The sequence below is a fragment of the Acinetobacter tibetensis genome, from assembly GCF_023824315.1.
In the GTDB taxonomy this organism is placed as follows: domain Bacteria; phylum Pseudomonadota; class Gammaproteobacteria; order Pseudomonadales; family Moraxellaceae; genus Acinetobacter; species Acinetobacter tibetensis.
The window spans coordinates 798,582-818,003 of the sequence record NZ_CP098732.1 but is presented as its reverse complement, the minus strand read 5'-3'; the positions used below and the strand labels follow the sequence as shown (position 1 = coordinate 818,003).

Genomic DNA, 19,422 nt, shown 5'->3' with positions numbered 1-19,422 from the left:
TTTTTATCTTGGTGTAATGCCGAAACTGCTGCGAATATTCCCACCAGTAAACACCATCGTGCCTAAATTCTGTGCTCGATCTGCTGTCGGGTATAAATTAACATCGGCTTTGAAAACCCCAGCAGCCTGATTAGTCGGATTTAAACGGATGTTATTATTAAATTTAACCTGATCTTTCTCTACCAAAATTTTGGCATTCAAATCTAGTTCACCTTGAATTCGGTCAAAACCAATCGTGGCATTGTCTTGAACATTGGTCAAATGTAGGTAGTTTTTATTGGTGGTTGCATCAGAAGCATTCAGTTTAATATTGCCTTGAATGGCTAAATGATTATCTGCTGCTGTCCCTGGTAAAATGTTCAATTGTGCTGAAGAATCCAAGCGCAATGCCAATCCGAATAACACATCATCTGTATTGGTAAAACTATTGGCTGGAACAAAACAATTTAAACTGGTTGTTGCAGCATTCGCGCATGCAGCAGCCTCATAGCGACTGCCTGGTAACTGTCCCAATGCAATTTCAGCCCCCATTGCAATCACTAAACGAGGCAAGTCTAACTTAATGCCTGATTGCTCCATTGCCAACACGCCTTGCGTATCCATGAAGAAATCAATATTGCGCAGACCTGTATAATAATTTACTTCTTCCGCCGTATTGAAACTGTTCGGAGCACCATCAATCAAAATAATGGAGGTCGTTTTAGAGCCTACTGCATCACGCCCCTGTGTGGACATAGTTAAACCAAAACCAATCGCTTCAGCATTATTTTCCCCATAAGTCGTGCCATATAAACCTAAATTGGCATTCAAATTATAAATGGGAATACCCAATCCCCATGTTGCACTTTGGGAGGTAATTTGATGGCTCGCGTCATTGCTATTATTGGCAATAAATTTAGCATTTCGGGCAATCGCTTGAAAATCCATGCCTCGTACTGCAATTGCGACAGCATTCTGTGCATTATTGCTTAAGTTATAACGACCAATGCCTGCTTGCTTGCCTAATAATTTGGCAATATTTTGCCCTATTTCAAACTCCAACGATTTGGTTTGCACTGCATTAATATAAATGTCGCCAAAATTAATATAGGCCAAATTATTATTGGCAACTAAATTAGCGCCGCTTTGAGTACGAATTTGTAACGGTGTTAAATTACCAAACTCGATTGCATAGGAATTCTTACCTGTATGCCCCAGCTCAAATTTTGTGCCTTCTGCTGTCACTACACCAGATGAATTTTTCTCATCACGAGTAAAACTGGTTTTCACATTCAGGTGCAGTCCTGTTGAACCTGTCATTTGAGTGCTAGAAGTTGAAGTCCCTTCTGCACCACCTAAATTTGTTCGATCAGCATTGACCGATACTTCTGCATCTCGTAAACGTCCAGATGCCCCTAAACGGATAATAGAATTCAGTTGGTCTGTATTTTCATTGGCGGTATACGTTTTTCCATCATTGCCGACATTGGTTTTATATCGCACATCAATATTAAAACCAGGTCGAGTCTTGCCTGGATTATCCAAATCCTGAACACGCTCAAGAACAACTTCATTCACCGTACTGTCCGAAGCATTCGGTGAGTTGGTCGATAACACCATGCCTTTATTGGCATCTAAATATAAATAACCTGTACCTTTAAAATTAAAGTTAAAGTCTTTTAAAATAAGCTGGTTATATTCATTGCCATTTTTTAGCGTATGGAAAATATTGGCATTTTGCAGACCAAATTCCAAATAGGCTTTATCTTTTGAGTTAAACAAACCACTTCGGGTTTCTAAGACAAAATTCATCGGTGCCCGATTTTGCAGAGTTAAAGCACCCAAGGTATTTTGGTTCATGCAATCTGCACCACGTGTGCCATCACCACACACAGCCACTTTGGCAATATGTATATTGGCAGGATTAATCACCGCCTCTATCCGCATGCCCGTCTTATTGGCATTGGTTCCCACATCGAGTTTAACTTTCCCACCAATTTTATTATTGTCAATTTTATTGATTTCAATATTATTCAAGGAAAGATTCAAATTCCCTGAAGTACCATTCGAGAAATTGGTATTGTCTTTCCAATTCAATTGATCAATGGTGACTCGGTCAGTTTCATAACTTAAGCTAATTCCATCCTGTCCTGAGACAGTACGCAAGCTTTGATCTGAAAGTGCTTCTAAAGCATAAATCTGCTGCGCCAATAAAACACTCGAAGCCAACACACTGAGTTTTATAATTTTGTTTGTACTCATTCACAGTTCCTTATGTGATTGAATTAACAACGTGAAGTCGCAGTAGAATTACAACTAAAAAACTTCATTGTTCCTGATAAGGCTAAATTTCCATGCATATTTAAGCCCGTAAAGCCTGTTTCTAAACCACGATCAAACACAGACTCATGCGATGAACTATAAGTCGTTTGCTTTAAATAACCTTTTTGCGCATCACTCGTACCTGAATCTTTTTCAATAGCCAGTGCTTCAAAACCAAAATTACGAATCTGGATTGGATAGCCATCTAGAAAGGTCAATTTCATTGCCGTTTTATAGCCTGCACTGGTCGTTACAGTGGTGCCATCTAATTGAAATTTATCGATCGCAATTGTGCCCTGTATTTTTTTGAAAACTAGCCAATACAAGTTTCCACTGGCATCTTTACGATTACTCACGTTAAAGGCTAAACGGCAAAATTCATTACCTGCGCCATTACAGGAATACTCATAAGGGACTTCTGTAGTATTGGTCGGCAAGTTATGATTTAAAGAAAATGACCAGCTTAAATCTGCCCCGCCTTGTCCACGTATATTCGATAATTGGTTGGCATCTAATGCATCTAACGCTGCCGAAGCACACTGAGAACTTAACATTAGGGCAGCAAAAATATAATGTTTCATCTATTTCTCCTTATAGCCCTGTTGTCGTAATTTTCAGATGTTGAATTAACATTCCATCGATCGCTGCGGATCCTAAATTGGTCTTGGTTCCTGTTGGGGTAACAAAACTCACCCCTACTGCATTGGTACTGGTATCTGCTTTTAAAAATTTATTGTTATTGGTAAAGCCTACCGTACCAATAGAAATACTGCTGTGTGTGGCTGTATTGCCCTGATAAGTTTGCCCCATGCTGATTGGATCACCACAGTATTGAACATTACAGGTTGAACCCTTATAAGCCGAAGCCGCACCACTCGCCAATGCGGTGTAGTCCGTATAAATTTGTTGATAAACATTGGCTTTATTCGGAATACGGGTCAATTCAATCACAAAGTTTTGACCATCTGCCGCTGTATCAACAATTAAGGGTTGATAAACACTTCCTAGCACCAAGTTAATATTCGGGCTATATAAAAACACGCCATCATGTTCATTAAAATTTGGTGCAGAAGTTTTAGAAATCGCAGGCGTAGTTAAATCATTGGTTATATCTGTGCCTAAGGCTTCTGCCGTACTAATGCGTAATGCTTTGGATTTATCTTCAGTTGCAGTGCTTGGATTATCATTGGTATTTAATCGAATGAGTGCCGCCAAACCTAAGGTATTGTTATAAGACGTCGGTAGTGATGAGCTGGCTGCTCCCCCCAAAGTCTGGAATAACTTTAAATTAGATCCATTCAAAGACAAACCATTGGCCACCATTTGCAGCCTTAAACGACTGTCTAAGCCATTTAAATTCGCAGGTGCGCCGTTTTTAGCATCGACAGGTGCAGCAACCAAAGGATTACGTTCGAAGAAATCTCCCCACAAGCCTAATTTAATATTATTATCCGCTGCGGTATTGGCAGCACCATCAAGAGCATAAGGTGCCTCTAAAGATAAATAACTGAAATCTTGTGCAACCCCTGCAAAGTCATATACCACGCGGTTGGCGGTGGTACTAATAGACTTCACACTAAATACCCAAGGATTGGTTTCTTGCCCCCAATTGAAGCCCATATTACTAAAACGAGAGTTTAGATTACTGTCCGATGCCGATAACGCTAAACCATAAAAAAAGACATCTGCTTTTTTGGCACCCGCAGTTTTGGCTGTGTCTGAAAGTGGTCCCACTGGGATAAAGCGAATTAAACCAGTGTCGTAGTTGCGATTGGCTAAACGAGTTTGATTCTGCGCCACGCTCAAACCATCTTCGGCAGTTTGAAATACCATTTTGAAATTTTCAGGCAGAATAGCAATGCCTTCGCCCGTAGAATTACTTAATACCTGATCTGAAAGTGCTTCTAAAGCAAAACTATAAGAACAACAGAGCCCAATCATGCTCGCCAGCAATGTTTTACGCAAAATTGTCGTATGCCAATCCGTCATCGCGACCTTCCTTGTTATTTGATGCTCCGCATCATTATTTTGTTCATCCTAGACTTGGTTATGCTTTGTTTTACTGTCAAATGTTCCGTATCAGGTACATTTCACCAAGACATTTTTAACCCTCATTATGCTGAATAATTACACGATTGCAAAAAAAACTCGGAAAATGTCGACATTTTCCGATGAATGAAGATTCAGAGCTTGATGCATTTTTAGCCATAAAAAAAACCTATTTGACTGAACAAATAGGTTTTTAGTGATAATACAACTTACTGCAAATTAAGCTTTCGGTAAAGTTACACCCGTTTGACCTTGGTACTTACCACCACGGTCTTTATAAGAAGTCTCACACACTTCATCACTCTCAAAAAACAGCATTTGCGCAACACCTTCACCTGCATAAATACGCGCAGGTAAATTGGTGGTGTTGGAAAACTCAAGCGTGACATGACCTTCCCACTCAGGCTCTAACGGCGTCACGTTTACAATAATACCGCAGCGTGCATAAGTCGACTTGCCAAGACATACGGTTAACACATTACGGGGAATACGGAAATACTCCACAGTACGCGCTAAAGCAAATGAGTTTGGTGGAATGATGCAAACATCAGACTCGATATCGATAAAACTTTTTTCATCGAAATGTTTTGGATCTACAATTGCAGAGTGAACATTGGTGAACACTTTAAATTCACGCGCACAACGAACATCATAGCCATAACTCGACACGCCATAAGAAATGAGCTTTTCGCCATTCTCATCCAAACGTACCTGATTTTCCGCATACGGTTCAATCATGCCGTGTTTTTCGCTCATTTCGCGAATCCAACGATCAGACTTAATAGCCATTATTCTATTTCCAAAACTTCAAGCAATTCTTGCGCTGTACTTTAACTTAATTCAGCCCCAATGAAAATACGGGCACATGTGATGCTGCATGCTTTAAAAATGCAAATTCAACAGCGTGCTTGAGAAAATTAAAGGTTTAATAAAGCCGAATAACTCAATGGAATAGAAAAACTAACCAACACAATCGATGCTGTTTTTTGCAGATTAGATTTAGTTAACCAACGTACTCGGTTGGATGCCAAGATCGAACCAATAAAAGTCCAGAAAAAAGCAATAGGAACAATCAAAATCAAAAATACCAACATATGTGCAATGTAAGCATCTACATTGATCCAAACAACTGCTGGAAAAATAGCAGATGCAAATAAAAGTGCTTTAGGATTCAACAAAGTTGCACAAAATAGCTCACGAGCACGAATGGTTGGTTGATTAAAACTTTCTTCTACATCTGCCGTTTTCCATAGTTTAACGGCTAAAAATAAAATATAGCTAGCGCTAAAAAGTTTCAGTGCAGTCGGAATGACAGGATAATGACGCGATACGGTACCAATAATGATACCCCATACGGTTATAGAAATTAGATAACCAAATGCTTCTGCAGGAATAAGACGAAATGATTTTCGAATGCCGACCTGAATACCAGATGAAGCAAGTAGAGTATTGGTAGGACCTGGGGTTAATAATAAAGAAACCACCAATCCTATAAAAAACAAAGAAACCATACCCTTACCTCACATTTGAGCAAATGAAGCGTAGTTGAATTGTTTCAATATAGCAAAAAAAATATTGTAAAGGAAAATCGAGAAAGTTTTTGCGACTTTAACATATTCGATAAAAATCATCATTTTAACAACAATAAGTCCAATAAAACCTGTGGGTCACGCTATCAAGATATATTATATTTTTTGTCACAATTCATTTAATTTTTATGTCGCGCTATACAATTTAAAGCCATGATTCAGCAGTTTTTTTAAGTTTACTTTCAGTTTGGTATGTAACTCTAAAGCACAGTTCCTTATAGCAAAAAGGTGAATCAACTATCGTTTTTCACTTAAATCATGCACAATACCCTGTCCTGAAAAGCTGATTTCGTATGGCAAAGAAATTTTTCCAATCGTGGCTTCCCTCTCCTGAAAAAGTCAATCAACTGAAGTTTATGCGGATTTTTGGTCAACGCACCTTGAATCCTGTGCTTTGGTACGTCAATCGAAAATCTATTTCCCATGCCGTTTTTATTGGTACTTTTTGGGGCATTCTACCTGTGCCATTTCACAGTGTGTTTATTGTGTTCACAGTATTATTGATTGAAGTGAACCTCCCACTGAGCCTAACCCTTGCATGGTTATCTAACCCGCTCACTGTCGTACCCATTTTATATTTGGGCTTCTGGTTAGGCAGTAAAATTTTTCAAGTCAATATGATTGATAAAGATATGATTTTAGGGGTATTACACCAGATTTTGAACTGGGTTAAAAACTTTGGGCATGGTCATATTGACTTGCATCTTGCCAAAATTTTAATGACAGGCTTAGTATTAGAAGCATTGTTAACTGCATTTATTCTTTATATTTGCACACGTATTATTTGGCGCTGGTCAGTTCTGCGTAAATGGAATAAAAGATTTCATCCCTAAAAGAAATACTCAGCCAAAACTTTCATGTAAAAAGGGATGTTGCGATCAACATCCCTTTTTTATCGAGTTTAGAAAATTCGATTTTTATCTTTATCCGACTTGGTTAATTGTGCCACGATTTTTTCCGCAATCGCCAAGTAGCTTTCTGCCGCAGCATCACCAACAATAACAGAGGGCTGACCTGCATCTGCATTTTCACGGATGGCTGCATCGAGCGGTAAACGTCCCAACAATGGAATGTGATATTGCTCTGACAGTTTATCTCCCCCACCTGTACCAAAAATTTGTTCTTCAAATCCACAATTCGAGCAAATATGGGTCGACATATTTTCAATCACACCCATCACTGGAATGTGCACACGATTGAACAATTCAATGCCTTTGGTCGCATCCAAGAGTGCGACATTTTGTGGCGTGGTCACAATCACTGCGCCAGTCACTGGAATACGCTGTGCCAAAGTCAATTGAATATCTCCAGTTCCTGGAGGCATATCAATCATTAGCACATCCAAATCTGGCCATAAGGTTTGATTGAATAATTGCATTAATGCACCTGTTGCTTTAGGACCACGCCATGCCACAGGGGTATTATTGTCACCAGTTAAATGCCCAATCGAAAGTACAGCAAGTCCATACGCATCAAGCGGAACAAAGTTTTCCGCTTCAATCATTGGGGTTTTACCCGCATTGCCCAACATGGTAGGAATACTTGGGCCATAAATGTCGGCATCTAATACACCAACTTTTAGTCCCAATTGCTGCAATGCCAACGCCAAATTGACTGTCGTCGTTGATTTACCGACACCACCTTTACCAGAAGACACTAAAATCACATTCTGAATACGTGGATGCTTCGGCACATCGCGCTGTTGCGGGGCTGCTTTGGCAATTGGAGGATTATTCGGATCGGTTTCTGTTTCAGTCTGAGTCGATGCAGCAGCATCCATGACTGGCGGTAAATTGGTTTTTTCTGGTTTAGCAGGGCTTGAACAGCTTTCGCCTTGCGCATGATTATGCCCACAGCCACCCACCTTATGTCCTGTTTTTTGCTGAATTACATGCATATTGAGTTCCTGAATGCCACATTTTTCAAGGGCATCTGCCAGATCATCATGAATTTGCTGTAAATGATCGGCTTCTTCAGGGTAGGTATTAATGGTGATTTGTAAGACTCGACCTTGCACATTAATTTGCGAAATACGGTCTTTTAATGCGTGATTTGAATTCGGCAGAAGATATTGTTGTAAAACTTGCTGGATTTCTTCTTCTTTCACCTCCTGAGCGGGTGAAAAAACAGATTTAAGTGAAGAAAGCCACGACATACATTTACTCCAAGTCTGGATATACAGCTGAATGACATAGTTTAACGGTTATTTTCCGTTAGGTTAAGCATTTCACCGCGCCACTTTGGCAATAAGCCAGAAAAAACCGAGTGTTTCAGTCAGATATCATCTGACTTTATTTTCATCACTGGAAAATGAGGATTTCCATACCCTTAAAAAGGGTAAACAATTAACAATTTCCATGCTGTTTTGTAAATAAATAGGCATTAAATTTTAAAATACAGGCTTTAACTCATTTGAGCTTCACAGCACATTATTCAAAATACCGAGGCAACCAACATATCTGAGATAAAAACAGGAGATTGCCATGAAAATACGGCATGTTTTAGTGTTAAGTTTCGTATGTTTCAGCATATCCTCAAGCATTTGGGCGGCTATACAACAACTCAACAGTCTACGAACCTCATCAGGCGTAGTGCTACACGTTGGCGACAGTTATCAAAAATTAGCAACGCATATGGGACAGTCCCCCGAGGGCATGAGCAGTTCAACAATCAGCGAAAATCAAAGAAACTACACTGCAATGCACTATGTTTACGAAATAGAAGGTAAACGCTATACCATTACTGTAGTGAATGACCGAATTCGTCAAATCGAATGGGTCAGCATAAATCATTAATGACCTAAAGCCACTCAACGTCCATGTCGAACGCTCACTCATTTAACCTGATCAAGATAATTTAAAATTAAGTTTGATCATGATCATCTTTTTTAAATTTGTTGAGCTTGTCAGTCGCGGCTTTTTTCAGTTCATCAAATTTTTCAGTTGCCTGAACTTTTAATTCGTCAAATTTGACCGAAGCTTCCTGTTTCAGCTCTGCTGATTTCACCTTAGCTTCATCAAGTAAATGACTCGCTTCTGCTTTTAAATGCTCGTACTTTTCTTGCGCCTGATGCTGCACGTCAGCCCATTTGGCTTTGGCATCTTCAATGGTGCTATCAAAACCTGCATCTTCATCCGCAGCTTGTTGTTCATCTAGCTTGTCCTTCACTTCATCAAGCTTTTGTTCGGCAGCTTGTTTGACTTCGACAGCAGAACTCTTTAATTCATCCATCGCATTTTCGCCTTCAATTTGAGCATCTTTTGCGACTTGTTTTAAATCATCACCAAGTTCCGCAGCTTTGTCTTTTAATTCATCAATTTTATTTTCAACGGTCATTGTTACACCCTTTTCTGTTATAGCACCCGTCTATAGTTATACCGTGATCTGAATTGAATAAAATACAAAACAGCATATTGAAACAATAGCTGTACAGGATGCAGCAATTTAAACGCCATCCTGTACCACGATAAGGAATAGATTAACGCTTTAAAGTGCTGATAAAGCTAATGACGGCAAACAACCAAATAAACAAAATAAAACTGCGTGCTTGAGTGAAATGAGTAACGTCTGCACCGTGTACCATATTATGACGGCTGGCGGTAACACTTGAGCTTGTATCCATTTTCAATGCTTCAAGGCTCAGAAAATACGGATTGATTTCACTGGCAATTTTGACTTTATGCCATAAGCTTTTGACCTCATGACCTTTCAAACCCGGTACGATTTTATACACATCGACAAACTTGGTTTGATTTTGCTGTAAATATCTATGTTCAATCAGTGTATCCGTCAAAATCCCTTCAATTTGACCATAAAGAACCGTAATACAACCTGCATAACACTGCTGTTGATACAGTTTTAAGGTTTCTTCAATCACACTGCGGCGTTGGGCTTGGAATGCGCCCAAATCCATCGCATCATACGCTTCAAGTAAAGCTGCTTGGAAATAATCCGTTTGGATTAAATGGGGCAATTGAAACTCAGTAATATCCGCTTCTTTTTCATTGGCCATTTGCCAAAAATACAACAGATTGAGCACGTCATTGGCCATCGGTTCATCACTTTCATACTCGAGTTGATCGGCCATTACTGCAAAGTACGGATCTTCAGACTCGAGCTGACGTAGCGACTCGACCAATTGTGCATGTGGTCGACTCCCCATTGAGGCAAGGTATTGTTCAGCTTGTTGTAAAAGTTGATTGCCCAATAGTTTAGTCGCTTGTGGATTTTGCGGAATTCGGGTCACGGGTTGGTCGAAATCAAAATCATCATCGATCATGGACTGCATACTCTTAAAAACGGGCTGAATGCACGTATTATCACTGTTATTTCAAAATGGATACATAACCATTTCTAATTTTCTATCTTTCTTTCTCCAATTGAGAGATTCTCTGAATCACGTCAGAACCTAATGATCTTGTATTTTTTTCATTACCTTTCAAGTTATTTAAATCAACATTAATTCTAATAGCAATTTCTCTTAATATAGGTTTTACAACCGATTGCAGCACTTGATTTTTGCTTATGTTAATACTTAGGTTTGATAATTGTTGAATCTGATACTCTCCAAAAACTACTTCTTTAATTACTGAAACATTGTCAGTAACAATCTCTATTTCATAACCTAACTCATCAGCTCTATCCAAAATTGCCTGAATATTTCCAGCCCCCCATTGATTTGAAATAACAAATTTTCCATCATTCAAATTTAGAATCTCATCAACTTCAGAAAAATATCTATTCTTATCATTTGTCTGAATCACTTCATCATAACGCTTATACATCTTCCTCCCCTTTCTTAATTCTTGAGGAAAATCAAATAATAAATCTTCAAAAGATAAAATATTATTATTTTTAATATGTGTTTTAATTAGCTCTAATACAAGTTTTCTTTTATTTAACTCCAATCCGTTAAATAGGTATTTAGAATAATCCCGATTATTTAGATTTTTCTGTATTTCTCTTCTTTCTTCAGCTTTCTTTTGAGCTCGTATTTGATAATCTTTAGCCTCAGGCAAAGGCAGCACCTGCTGGATATCAATCAAAATTTGATCTTGATATTTGTATGGTTTCATTCGAACACAAGTAATATCCAAGTCTCTCTCATTCAACCATATTACTGATGTAGTGAGTTCTTTAGAAAACTCAGCAGAAACCAAAATGATTCGAACATCATTACCAAAATTTGTTTCATTAATCGCTTCTAATTCAATAAAATCCTCAATAGCTTCTCTAGCATTTTCTCTTGTAAAGCCTTCCTCTCCATTTTTGTTTCTGTATTCCACCAATACATCCAATGCATGCTCAAAAGTCATGGTAGAAATCATAGAAGCATAACGAAGAGCTTGTAACTCCATATGATCACCCGTATCCGTTCGTTTTAACTCTATGATCACCAAGTTTGCTTGTTTATCAATTGCTAATAAATCAATACGTTTACGTGAAGCATCCCATTCTGCATATTCCTCCGTTAAAACTAAACAATCGGCTGCAATCACACTAATATTTTGCTTTAAAGCATGCTGTAAATGCTGACGCTCTAAAATAGATTCATTGATAAATGTTGTTCCTTGTATGGCATTTAACTGACCATTCTCAAACAAAAATATGCTCATATTTACCTTATGTTATTAAATTAAATAAATAAATAAAACTGCGGTTAGACTAACATGCAGAAATTAAATCATCTCTTGTTTTTATTCTACTTTTTAGGAAGCATCTCTTTGTATTACCTCATTCATCAGGTAAAATCGTTGACCTTATATAAAATACGAATGAGAGAGTCATATCCGTGCGTAATATTTTAGTCACTAACGCCCTACCATACGCCAATGGCCCTATCCATATGGGTCACTTACTCGGTTATATCCAAGCAGATATCTGGGTTCGTGCCATGCGTGCGATGGGACATGATGTGACTTATGTCTGTGCGGATGATGCTCATGGTACAGCCATTATGCTACGTGCCGAAGCCAATGGCATTTCTCCAGAACAACAAATTGCCAATGTGCAAAAAGAACACATCCGTGACTTTGATGGTTTTGGCGTGCATTTCGACCATTATGATTCAACCCATAGTGATGAAAACCGCTCTCGTGCCTCTGAAATTTATGTGAAAAACCGTGAAGCAGGCAATATTGCAATCCGTCCTGTCAACCAGCTTTTTGACCCTGAAAAAGGCATGTTCTTATCGGATCGTTTCATTAAAGGCACGTGCCCGAAATGTAAGTCGGAAGATCAATATGGTGATGCTTGCGAAGTCTGCGGTACAACTTACAACGCAACTGAACTTTTAAACCCAAAATCGACTTTAAGTGGTGCGACGCCTGTAGAGAAATCTTCAGATCATTACTTCTTTAAACTGCCGAATTTCTCAGAATATTTGCAAAAATGGACGCGTGACCAAGGTCGCCTCCCTGTTTCAATTGCCAACAAACTGGATGAATGGTTTGAAGCAGGTTTATCGGATTGGGATATTTCTCGTGATGCACCGTATTTCGGTTTTGAAATTCCAGATGCACCAAACAAGTATTTCTATGTTTGGGTAGACGCACCGATTGGTTATATGTCGAGTTTTGAAAACTACATTAAAGCTAAACGTCCTGATTTAAGTTTTGACGATTTTTGGAAGAAAGACTCTGACAAAGAAGTCTATCACTTCATTGGTAAAGACATCGTTTACTTCCACGCGCTGTTCTGGCCTGCAATGCTTGAAGGTGCAAACTACCGTACGCCATCAGGTTTATTCGTCAATGGTTTCTTGACTGTAAACGGTCAGAAGATGTCGAAGTCTCGCGGGACATTCATCAAAGCTGAAACGTATTTAGAGCATTTAAACCCTGAATATTTACGTTACTACTTCGCGTCTAAACTTTCAGACAAAGTTGAAGACTCTGATTTGAACTTGGATGATTTCGTTCAGAAAGTAAACTCAGATCTAGTTGGTAAAGTAGTCAACATTGCCAGCCGTTGTGCAAAATTCATCAACACCAAGTTTGATAATAAATTATCAGCAACTTGTGCAGAGCCTGAATTGGTACAAAGCTTTATTGATGCAGGTGCTTCAATTGCCGCTCAATATGAGTCACGTGAGTTCTCTGCTGCGATTCGTGAAATCATGGCGCTTGCAGATAAAGCCAACCAATATATCGATGAGAAAAAACCTTGGGCTTTAGCGAAAGTTGAAGGCGAAGAGCAACAAGTACACGATGTTTGTTCGGTGGGAATTAACCTGTTCCGTCAACTTGCCGTTTACTTGGCACCTGTACTTCCGACTTTAGCTTCTCAAGTGCAAGAGTTCTTAAAACTAGACCGCTTTGACTTTGCTTCAGCGAAAACTGCATTAGTAGATCATGAAATTGCATTGTTCCAACCTTTAATGCAACGTGTAGACCCGAAAGCGGTTGCTGCAATGGTTGATGCTTCTAAAGACTCTTTAGCGGCTGCGGCTGAACCTGTAAAAGTTGAGAAGAAGAAAGAAAAGAAAGCCGAGAAGAAGCCAGAGCCAAAAGTTGGCGAGGCTGAAATTATTGGTATCGAAGACTTTATGAAAGTTGACCTTCGTGTCGCTGAAGTTTTAGAAGCCGCAATGGTAGAAGGTTCAGACAAACTGCTTCAATTGACTTTAAATGTGGGTGAAGCTGAACCACGTAACGTATTTAGCGGTATTCGTGAGTTCTACCAACCAGAAGACTTAAAAGGCAAATTGGTGGTGATGGTGGCAAACCTTGCACCGCGTAAGATGCGTTTTGGTATTTCTAACGGTATGGTGCTTGCAGCAGGTAATGGCGAAGGTGTTTGGGTGATTTCACCTGAATCTGGCGCTAAACCAGGTGATAAAGTGTCTTAAGATTTAGACACTTATAAAAAGCCCTGCTATATTTTAGTAGGGCTTTTTATATTTAGAATATTATGCAATTTTATAGATTTAGAACGTTAGATAATTTATTAGGTAAACGTAAAGAATTAGAAAATCAGGAAATTTACTTTGCCTCACCTGAGCAACAAAATGACCCTATGGAGGGCTATCATGACATTTATTTTCAAGGCGATAGTGTCATGTGGGAAAGCTTTTTTAAAAACTATCTATTTTTATTAGATGAGGTTTTTATTCAAATACAAACTCAAAAACCTCGATCTCAATTTAAAGAACCGAATCATATCGGAATATCTTATGAATGGAATAAATTACCTAAGTTTAGACAAGCTCACTTAAAAAATATTTTGGAAGACTTTTTATCAAATAATGAAATTCAAGATTTAATTTCAGAATTAAGTATGAATCACAGACAATTCTCGTTACCTGAGATAAAACTGTATCTTCCGTCAATTCATTCATTCGCAATCAATAGTTTAAATAACATTTATTCTAAACTTGGTCTACCAATCTTCAAGGGAAAATTAAATATAAACAACAATCTCAATAAAGATTTTTTTTTATTGCGTGATCAAAGTGAAAATAATAATGATGAGAAATTAATGTTTCCATATATGTTATCCATTATTGAACAACAAAGAATTTTATATAAATTAACTATTAAAAAATTAACAGCAAAAAGTAAATTTTTAATTGAAGGTTTTCCTAATTTTTACATAAAACAGCTAATGCCTTTACTGTATCAAAAATGGTATTCAGCATGCTTCATGAATAAAGAATCCAGCACATCTTCATCCGTCTGGGGATCATATGGATCAAACCATACAGGTATCTGTTTAATCTTCAATTCAGAAATGAAAAATGAGTCTTTAACTTTAGGGTTATATACTCCTAATTTCAGTAATGAATCCAATACATATGAGCAAAGACTTACACCAAAAAAGTTTTATTGTATCGAATATGGCAAAGAACCTAATTCTTTTAATTTGTTTACATCTTTAGGTCGTATTAACCCACTTGACTTAGATAGAAATTGGCTAATAAATTTTAAAGGTGAAATCAGTTATCTACGAAGCTCAGTTTTTCAAAACTATAATGTTTGGCATGAAAGCTATCATGATACTTTTATCAAAAATATAACTAGAAAATCAAAAGATTGGCGTTATGAAAATGAATATAGATTGATTTTGGATGAGTTTTGCTATGACTACTCAAATCCGAAAGATAGGACATTAAGGTACGAATTTTCTTCTTTACACGGGCTAATTTTTGGAATTAATACTCCTGAAAAAGATAAAATTAAAATCATTAAACTAATCTATAAAAAGTGTATAGAACACAAGCGAACTGATTTTAAGTTTTACCAAGCATATTTTTGCCATAAAACTCAATCCATACAACATATGCCCCTGCATCTTATAAAATTTAAAATTTGATACTTTATAAAGAGACTGACTAAGAGATTGATCACTCGTTCCCCCAAAATATAAAGAAGTACTCCACAGTTAACGATTTTTTATTAATTTCACTCAACCAAAAGGAATTTTTATTAACATATTTATTTACGTCCACCAGAAGCTAGATGAAAAAACTACTTAACATGATAAAAAAGAGACAATTCAACAAACTACGTAAAACTTTATAAATAAATTACTTACTTCTGTTTGATCTAACTCAAACCCACCTAACAGCAACACTAGAAAAATGTCACTGTCAGATCAAGTCTTAATGCATATATTTACTTCGCTGGCTCTCCCCACTGGTTCGATTCAGGCTTAGTTTCAGAAACAGCCCAAATCAACAATGGAATAAGACCAATAATCGTAAACATCAAAAGCATCCACCACCCCGAACGGTTTACATCATGTAAGCGACGTACTCCGACTGCAAGTGTTGGTAATAAAAAAAACAGTGAAAGTAAGCCTGAGATAGCATCTATTCCATTGTCACTCATGCCCATAATCCCCAGACTCAAACCAATCAGCAGTCCAATTAAAATTTGGAAAAGATAAAAGTACCAATATTCTTTACGACGTGCGCGCCCTGAGAAATTGGCATAATTCTTTAAACATTTCATGGTCCAATCGAATAAACCAAAATTCTCTTCGGCTTGCAATTGTTCTGTATGCTGATTATTTGTTTTTGCGAACACGGGTTGGCGTGCGGCCAACACATAAATATTAATAGCCTGATTTAAATCATTCACAGCAAAATCGACATTTTGACCACGTGCAGGTGAAGTCTGGTCTTTCCATTCCGAACCAAAAAAGCTGTAGCGCTTTCCATCGTCCCCTTGAATCACGCCTTCATTAATCTGGAAATTAAAATCTACTAATGTACCTTTCATTATAAAGTTCCAATTGATATTCAATATTTTATTGTTGGAAGATTCATCATACTGGAACATTTTATTTTATAAAACAAATTCCTGTAACCAGCTCTAAAATGTCTTACTGACAATGTTTAAAGGCTGTATCCATTCAACTTTTTTACACATAAAATTGATGCGAAAAGTTGTCTTACCCCAAACACAGAACAGGACGATTTTCGCGATCTAAAATTTAAAGTGTTGAAGAATATTGAATATAACAATTTGGAAAAATAGATAATTAAACAACTTTATGGCTCCATATGAAGCCATATATTCGAATCTCTTCTTTTTAACCCGCTTTACTCTTAATTACATGGTCAGTATTAAAATGTGTATGCGTTAAACGCGTTGCTGAGTTTTCCGTTAAGGGTTCAACCTCTTGTAGACTGTTTAAACAGCGTAGGGTTAAATCCATATATTGCTGAGTACCCTTAAATTTCCACGCAATTTCTTTTTCATCCAAACTACGAATCACACGTGCAGGACTACCGACCACCAAGGAATTTGCTGGAATTTCAGCTTTGGCTTTCACCGTACTATTGGCACCGACAATGGTATTTTCACCAATAATAGCTTCATCCAAAATTACGCTGTTCATGCCAATTAAGACATTTTTAGCAATACGGCAACCATGCAAAATTGCACCATGTCCAATATGACCAAACTCTTCGACCACGGTGACATTGTTCGGAAAACCATGAATAATGCAGGAATCCTGTACATTGGCATTTTTATGAATATGAATGCCGCCAAAGTCTGCGCGCAATGCAGCAAAAGGACCAATATAAGCCCCTTCTTCAACAATTACATCCCCAATTAAAACTGCTGTGGGATGCACATAAGCTTTTGGGCTAACCACGGGAATGACACCATCGATGGCATAACACGGCATAGTTTCTTCCTTAAACTGTAGGGCTATATTTGAGCTTAGTAACTCGGCTCTTCCTGCTTTAAGCCACCAAAACGCTTATAGAATTGTGGATGTGCAGGTGGCATTGAACCTTCTGACGTCCGTGCGATGTCAAGGAAGAATTCATCCCCTGCCAGCACCACGGTTTGATAGAGATTACTGCTTAAATTACGTGAATTCAGCGACAACCAGTTCGATGGCAATAATTCAAAGGGTAAATTTGGATCTTTCAATAAAATTCGACGATATTGATGAATCAATAAAATTCGAATCTGAAACGCTTGCATCGGATTCAGTTCTTCTTCGCTTTCGACCAAATTAAAGAATTCTCTGAAATCACTGATGAACTTTTCATAACGCTGATGTAGCTCTTGTACAGGCCAATTGATTTCGACCATGCGCTTCACAGTTGGATAAGACTCTTGCCATAACTGTAAAGCTTCAGCTTTAAAGATCACCACTTGGTCGGTCATCTTTAAACTAAGCAACAAATTTTGTAATTTCAGATGATCACAACCCGGATACGCCATAACATTGGTGGCGATATTGGCAAAACCGAGCCATTCCAACTCTTTTTTCAAAGTGACTTTATTTTCCAGCTCAACAGAACTGAGTAAGACCAGATCCCATTTTTGGTCCCACTCTTGTTGGGTGAAACTATAAATTTTCTGGTCTGCCATAATAAAGCGTTGGCGACTGCTTTCCGTGACACGGTAGTAACTGGTACGTCCTATTTTCTCGGAAATCAGCCAACCATTTTGGACAAGGCGAAATACGGCTGTACGAACTGAACGCTCGTTAAAACCAAACACATCCATTAACTGAATTAAGCTGGCCAGACTAATAATGCCACCACGGTGAAAAATACAGTCACCAAAGATGGTCATAATTAGCGAGGTACCGCTCAGTGCTTCGTTGCTAATGAAATCATCAATAACTTGTTTTAATTTTAGATTCATTTCGTTCAACTATTACCTTGTCAGACCAAAATGATAAATCATGTGATCTATCATTCAACTAAAACTTATGCCGATTTTCGAATATCAAAGACGCGTTGCGCTTTCCCCTCAGAACGTGGCAGGCTGCCTTCCGGTAAAATTTCAACCATGACTGAAATACCGACCATGGTTTTAATTTGGGCTTTCAATAAAGCAGCTATTTGCGGCGTCAATGTTTCACTCACATCTCTACGCATTTCAGCACGAATATGCAAAGTATCCAAGTGTCCTTTTTTGCAAATTTGAATTTGGTAGTTCGGCACCAATTGTGGAATATGTAAAATCTGCTCTTCAATTTGCGATGGGAACACATTTACCCCACGAATAATCATCATGTCATCGCTACGACCCACAATTTTATCCATACGGCGCATGGTGCGTGCCGTACCCGGCAATAAACGGGTCAAGTCACGGGTACGGTAACGAATCACGGGCATCCCTTCTTTGGTAATGGTCGTGAACACTAACTCGCCCAATTCACCATCTGGCAATACTTCGCCTGTTTCAGGGTGAATGATTTCTGGATAGAAATGATCTTCCCAAATGGTTGGACCATCTTTGCTTTCTAGACATTCCATTGCGACACCGGGACCCATCACCTCCGATAAGCCATAAATGTCCAAAGCATCAATACCGAGACGATCTTCAATCTCACGACGCATTTCATTGGTCCATGGCTCAGCACCAAAAATTCCCGTTTTGATTGAACAGTCTTTTGCGCTACCAAATTTCTTTTCTAGCGCTTCAATAATGTTTAAGCAATAAGATGGTGTCACCATCAATGCCGTCGGTTTAAAATCCTGAATGAGCTGGGCTTGGCGCTCTGTTTGACCACCAGACATAGGAATCACGGTTGCGCCCAAACGTTCCACGCCATAATGCGCACCCAGACCGCCTGTAAACAGACCGTAGCCATAAGACACTTGAATAATATCTTTATTTGACAATCCCGCCGCACGTAATGAACGTGCAACGACATCTGACCAAACATTAATATCATTTTGGGTATAACCCACCACAGTCGGCTGACCTGTGGTACCCGATGAGGCATGAATACGGATAATCTGTTCTTGTGGCACAGCAAACATGCCAAATGGATAGTTATCACGTAAATCTTTTTTGGTGGTAAATGGAAATTTTGCTAAGTCTTCTAAAGATTTGAAATCATCAGGATGTACCCCTGCTTCATCAAATTTCTTTTTATAGACTGGGCTATTTTGATAGGCGTGTTGCAGTGTCTTTTTCATGCGCTCCAATTGCACACTACGTAATTCATCCACTGATACCGTTTCGATTTTTTCCATTGCATTGTTATTCATATTTTTAAT

General features: G+C 38.3%; 17 protein-coding genes. 4 read left to right on the top strand and 13 right to left on the bottom strand.

Translation table 11 applies throughout. The features are described 5' to 3' along the window. Nucleotides 1–3: 3 nt before the first annotated feature. The 5 genes from M5E07_RS03880 to M5E07_RS03860 all read right to left on the bottom strand — a co-directional run bounded on the left by M5E07_RS03880 (nt 4) and on the right by M5E07_RS03860 (nt 5,861). On the bottom strand, nt 4–2,241 hold the full coding sequence (locus M5E07_RS03880) for a DUF6160 family protein (protein ID WP_252222155.1): 2,238 nt from the start codon (nt 2,239–2,241) through the stop codon (nt 4–6). Nucleotides 2,242–2,264: 23 nt separating this feature from the next. Continuing rightward, nucleotides 2,265–2,882 (bottom strand): hypothetical protein, encoded by a 618-nt coding sequence (locus M5E07_RS03875; RefSeq protein WP_252222153.1) that lies wholly within the window; start codon nt 2,880–2,882, stop codon nt 2,265–2,267. Nucleotides 2,883–2,892: 10 nt separating this feature from the next. Next, entirely contained in the window at nt 2,893–4,290 is a 1,398-nt protein-coding gene (locus M5E07_RS03870) for a hypothetical protein (protein ID WP_252222150.1), read from the bottom strand. A gap of 279 nt (nt 4,291–4,569) precedes the next feature. Further along, nucleotides 4,570–5,139 (bottom strand): dCTP deaminase, encoded by a 570-nt coding sequence (gene dcd, locus M5E07_RS03865; RefSeq protein ID WP_099338403.1) that lies wholly within the window; start codon nt 5,137–5,139, stop codon nt 4,570–4,572. A 128-nt stretch (nt 5,140–5,267) separates the two neighbouring features. Beyond that, nucleotides 5,268–5,861 (bottom strand): LysE family translocator, encoded by a 594-nt coding sequence (locus M5E07_RS03860; RefSeq protein WP_252222147.1) that lies wholly within the window; start codon nt 5,859–5,861, stop codon nt 5,268–5,270. A 371-nt stretch (nt 5,862–6,232) separates the two neighbouring features. Between M5E07_RS03860 and M5E07_RS03855 the strand changes: the two genes are divergently transcribed. Next, on the top strand, nt 6,233–6,772 hold the full coding sequence (locus M5E07_RS03855; protein WP_252222144.1) for a DUF2062 domain-containing protein: 540 nt from the start codon (nt 6,233–6,235) through the stop codon (nt 6,770–6,772). Nucleotides 6,773–6,840: 68 nt separating this feature from the next. Here the strand turns inward: M5E07_RS03855 and apbC are convergent, their stop codons facing one another. After that, nucleotides 6,841–8,094, bottom strand: coding sequence for an iron-sulfur cluster carrier protein ApbC (gene apbC / locus M5E07_RS03850; protein ID WP_252222141.1), 1,254 nt, complete (start codon nt 8,092–8,094; stop codon nt 6,841–6,843). A 328-nt stretch (nt 8,095–8,422) separates the two neighbouring features. Here apbC and M5E07_RS03845 point away from each other — a divergent pair, with 328 nt between their 5' ends. Next, nucleotides 8,423–8,734, top strand: coding sequence for a hypothetical protein (locus M5E07_RS03845; protein ID WP_252222138.1), 312 nt, complete (start codon nt 8,423–8,425; stop codon nt 8,732–8,734). Nucleotides 8,735–8,801: 67 nt separating this feature from the next. On the opposite strand, the gene M5E07_RS03840 is transcribed toward M5E07_RS03845, so the two are convergent. From M5E07_RS03840 to M5E07_RS03830, 3 genes are all read right to left on the bottom strand, one after another. Beyond that, nucleotides 8,802–9,275, bottom strand: a complete 474-nt coding sequence (locus tag M5E07_RS03840) for a hypothetical protein (RefSeq protein WP_252222135.1) — start codon at nt 9,273–9,275, stop codon at nt 8,802–8,804. A 142-nt stretch (nt 9,276–9,417) separates the two neighbouring features. Continuing rightward, nucleotides 9,418–10,218, bottom strand: a complete 801-nt coding sequence (locus tag M5E07_RS03835) for a hypothetical protein (RefSeq protein WP_252222132.1) — start codon at nt 10,216–10,218, stop codon at nt 9,418–9,420. 82 nt (nt 10,219–10,300) lie between these two features. After that, a complete protein-coding gene (locus M5E07_RS03830) occupies nt 10,301–11,542 on the bottom strand; it encodes a PDDEXK family nuclease (RefSeq protein ID WP_252222130.1) in 1,242 nt (413 codons plus the stop codon). A 188-nt stretch (nt 11,543–11,730) separates the two neighbouring features. Here M5E07_RS03830 and metG point away from each other — a divergent pair, with 188 nt between their 5' ends. Both metG and M5E07_RS03820 read left to right on the top strand, forming a co-directional pair. Beyond that, nucleotides 11,731–13,788 (top strand): methionine--tRNA ligase, encoded by a 2,058-nt coding sequence (metG, locus tag M5E07_RS03825; protein ID WP_252222126.1) that lies wholly within the window; start codon nt 11,731–11,733, stop codon nt 13,786–13,788. Between the two features lie 62 nt (nt 13,789–13,850). After that, nucleotides 13,851–15,251: a DUF2971 domain-containing protein gene (locus M5E07_RS03820; RefSeq protein ID WP_252222097.1), complete on the top strand. Its 1,401-nt coding sequence runs from the start codon at nt 13,851–13,853 to the stop codon at nt 15,249–15,251. Nucleotides 15,252–15,553: 302 nt separating this feature from the next. Here M5E07_RS03820 and M5E07_RS03815 read toward each other — a convergent pair whose 3' ends face one another. From M5E07_RS03815 to paaK, 4 genes are all read right to left on the bottom strand, one after another. Further along, complete coding sequence (locus M5E07_RS03815) at nt 15,554–16,162, bottom strand: DUF805 domain-containing protein (protein WP_252222094.1); 609 nt, start codon at nt 16,160–16,162, stop codon at nt 15,554–15,556. A gap of 313 nt (nt 16,163–16,475) precedes the next feature. Continuing rightward, nucleotides 16,476–17,078: a gamma carbonic anhydrase family protein gene (locus M5E07_RS03810; protein WP_252222091.1), complete on the bottom strand. Its 603-nt coding sequence runs from the start codon at nt 17,076–17,078 to the stop codon at nt 16,476–16,478. A 35-nt stretch (nt 17,079–17,113) separates the two neighbouring features. Then, entirely contained in the window at nt 17,114–18,055 is a 942-nt protein-coding gene (paaX, locus tag M5E07_RS03805; RefSeq protein WP_131322374.1) for a phenylacetic acid degradation operon negative regulatory protein PaaX, read from the bottom strand. Nucleotides 18,056–18,120: 65 nt separating this feature from the next. Then, entirely contained in the window at nt 18,121–19,413 is a 1,293-nt protein-coding gene (gene paaK / locus M5E07_RS03800; RefSeq protein WP_116760257.1) for a phenylacetate--CoA ligase PaaK, read from the bottom strand. Between the last annotated feature and the right edge of the window lie 9 nt (nt 19,414–19,422).

Excerpts from the sequence above, each read along its gene's own strand:
- M5E07_RS03880 (WP_252222155.1), bottom strand. The coding sequence starts at position 2,241 with ATGAGTACAAACAAAATTATAAAACTCAGTGTGTTGGCTTCGAGTGTT.
- M5E07_RS03875 (WP_252222153.1), bottom strand. The coding sequence starts at position 2,882 with ATGAAACATTATATTTTTGCTGCCCTAATGTTAAGTTCTCAGTGTGCT.
- M5E07_RS03870 (WP_252222150.1), bottom strand. The coding sequence starts at position 4,290 with ATGACGGATTGGCATACGACAATTTTGCGTAAAACATTGCTGGCGAGC.
- dcd (WP_099338403.1), bottom strand. The coding sequence starts at position 5,139 with ATGGCTATTAAGTCTGATCGTTGGATTCGCGAAATGAGCGAAAAACAC.
- M5E07_RS03860 (WP_252222147.1), bottom strand. The coding sequence starts at position 5,861 with ATGGTTTCTTTGTTTTTTATAGGATTGGTGGTTTCTTTATTATTAACC.
- M5E07_RS03855 (WP_252222144.1), top strand. The coding sequence starts at position 6,233 with ATGGCAAAGAAATTTTTCCAATCGTGGCTTCCCTCTCCTGAAAAAGTC.
- apbC (WP_252222141.1), bottom strand. The coding sequence starts at position 8,094 with ATGTCGTGGCTTTCTTCACTTAAATCTGTTTTTTCACCCGCTCAGGAG.
- M5E07_RS03845 (WP_252222138.1), top strand. The coding sequence starts at position 8,423 with ATGAAAATACGGCATGTTTTAGTGTTAAGTTTCGTATGTTTCAGCATA.
- M5E07_RS03840 (WP_252222135.1), bottom strand. The coding sequence starts at position 9,275 with ATGACCGTTGAAAATAAAATTGATGAATTAAAAGACAAAGCTGCGGAA.
- M5E07_RS03835 (WP_252222132.1), bottom strand. The coding sequence starts at position 10,218 with ATGATCGATGATGATTTTGATTTCGACCAACCCGTGACCCGAATTCCG.
- M5E07_RS03820 (WP_252222097.1), top strand. The coding sequence starts at position 13,851 with ATGCAATTTTATAGATTTAGAACGTTAGATAATTTATTAGGTAAACGT.
- M5E07_RS03815 (WP_252222094.1), bottom strand. The coding sequence starts at position 16,162 with ATGAAAGGTACATTAGTAGATTTTAATTTCCAGATTAATGAAGGCGTG.
- M5E07_RS03810 (WP_252222091.1), bottom strand. The coding sequence starts at position 17,078 with ATGCCGTGTTATGCCATCGATGGTGTCATTCCCGTGGTTAGCCCAAAA.
- paaX (WP_131322374.1), bottom strand. The coding sequence starts at position 18,055 with ATGAATCTAAAATTAAAACAAGTTATTGATGATTTCATTAGCAACGAA.
- paaK (WP_116760257.1), bottom strand. The coding sequence starts at position 19,413 with ATGAATAACAATGCAATGGAAAAAATCGAAACGGTATCAGTGGATGAA.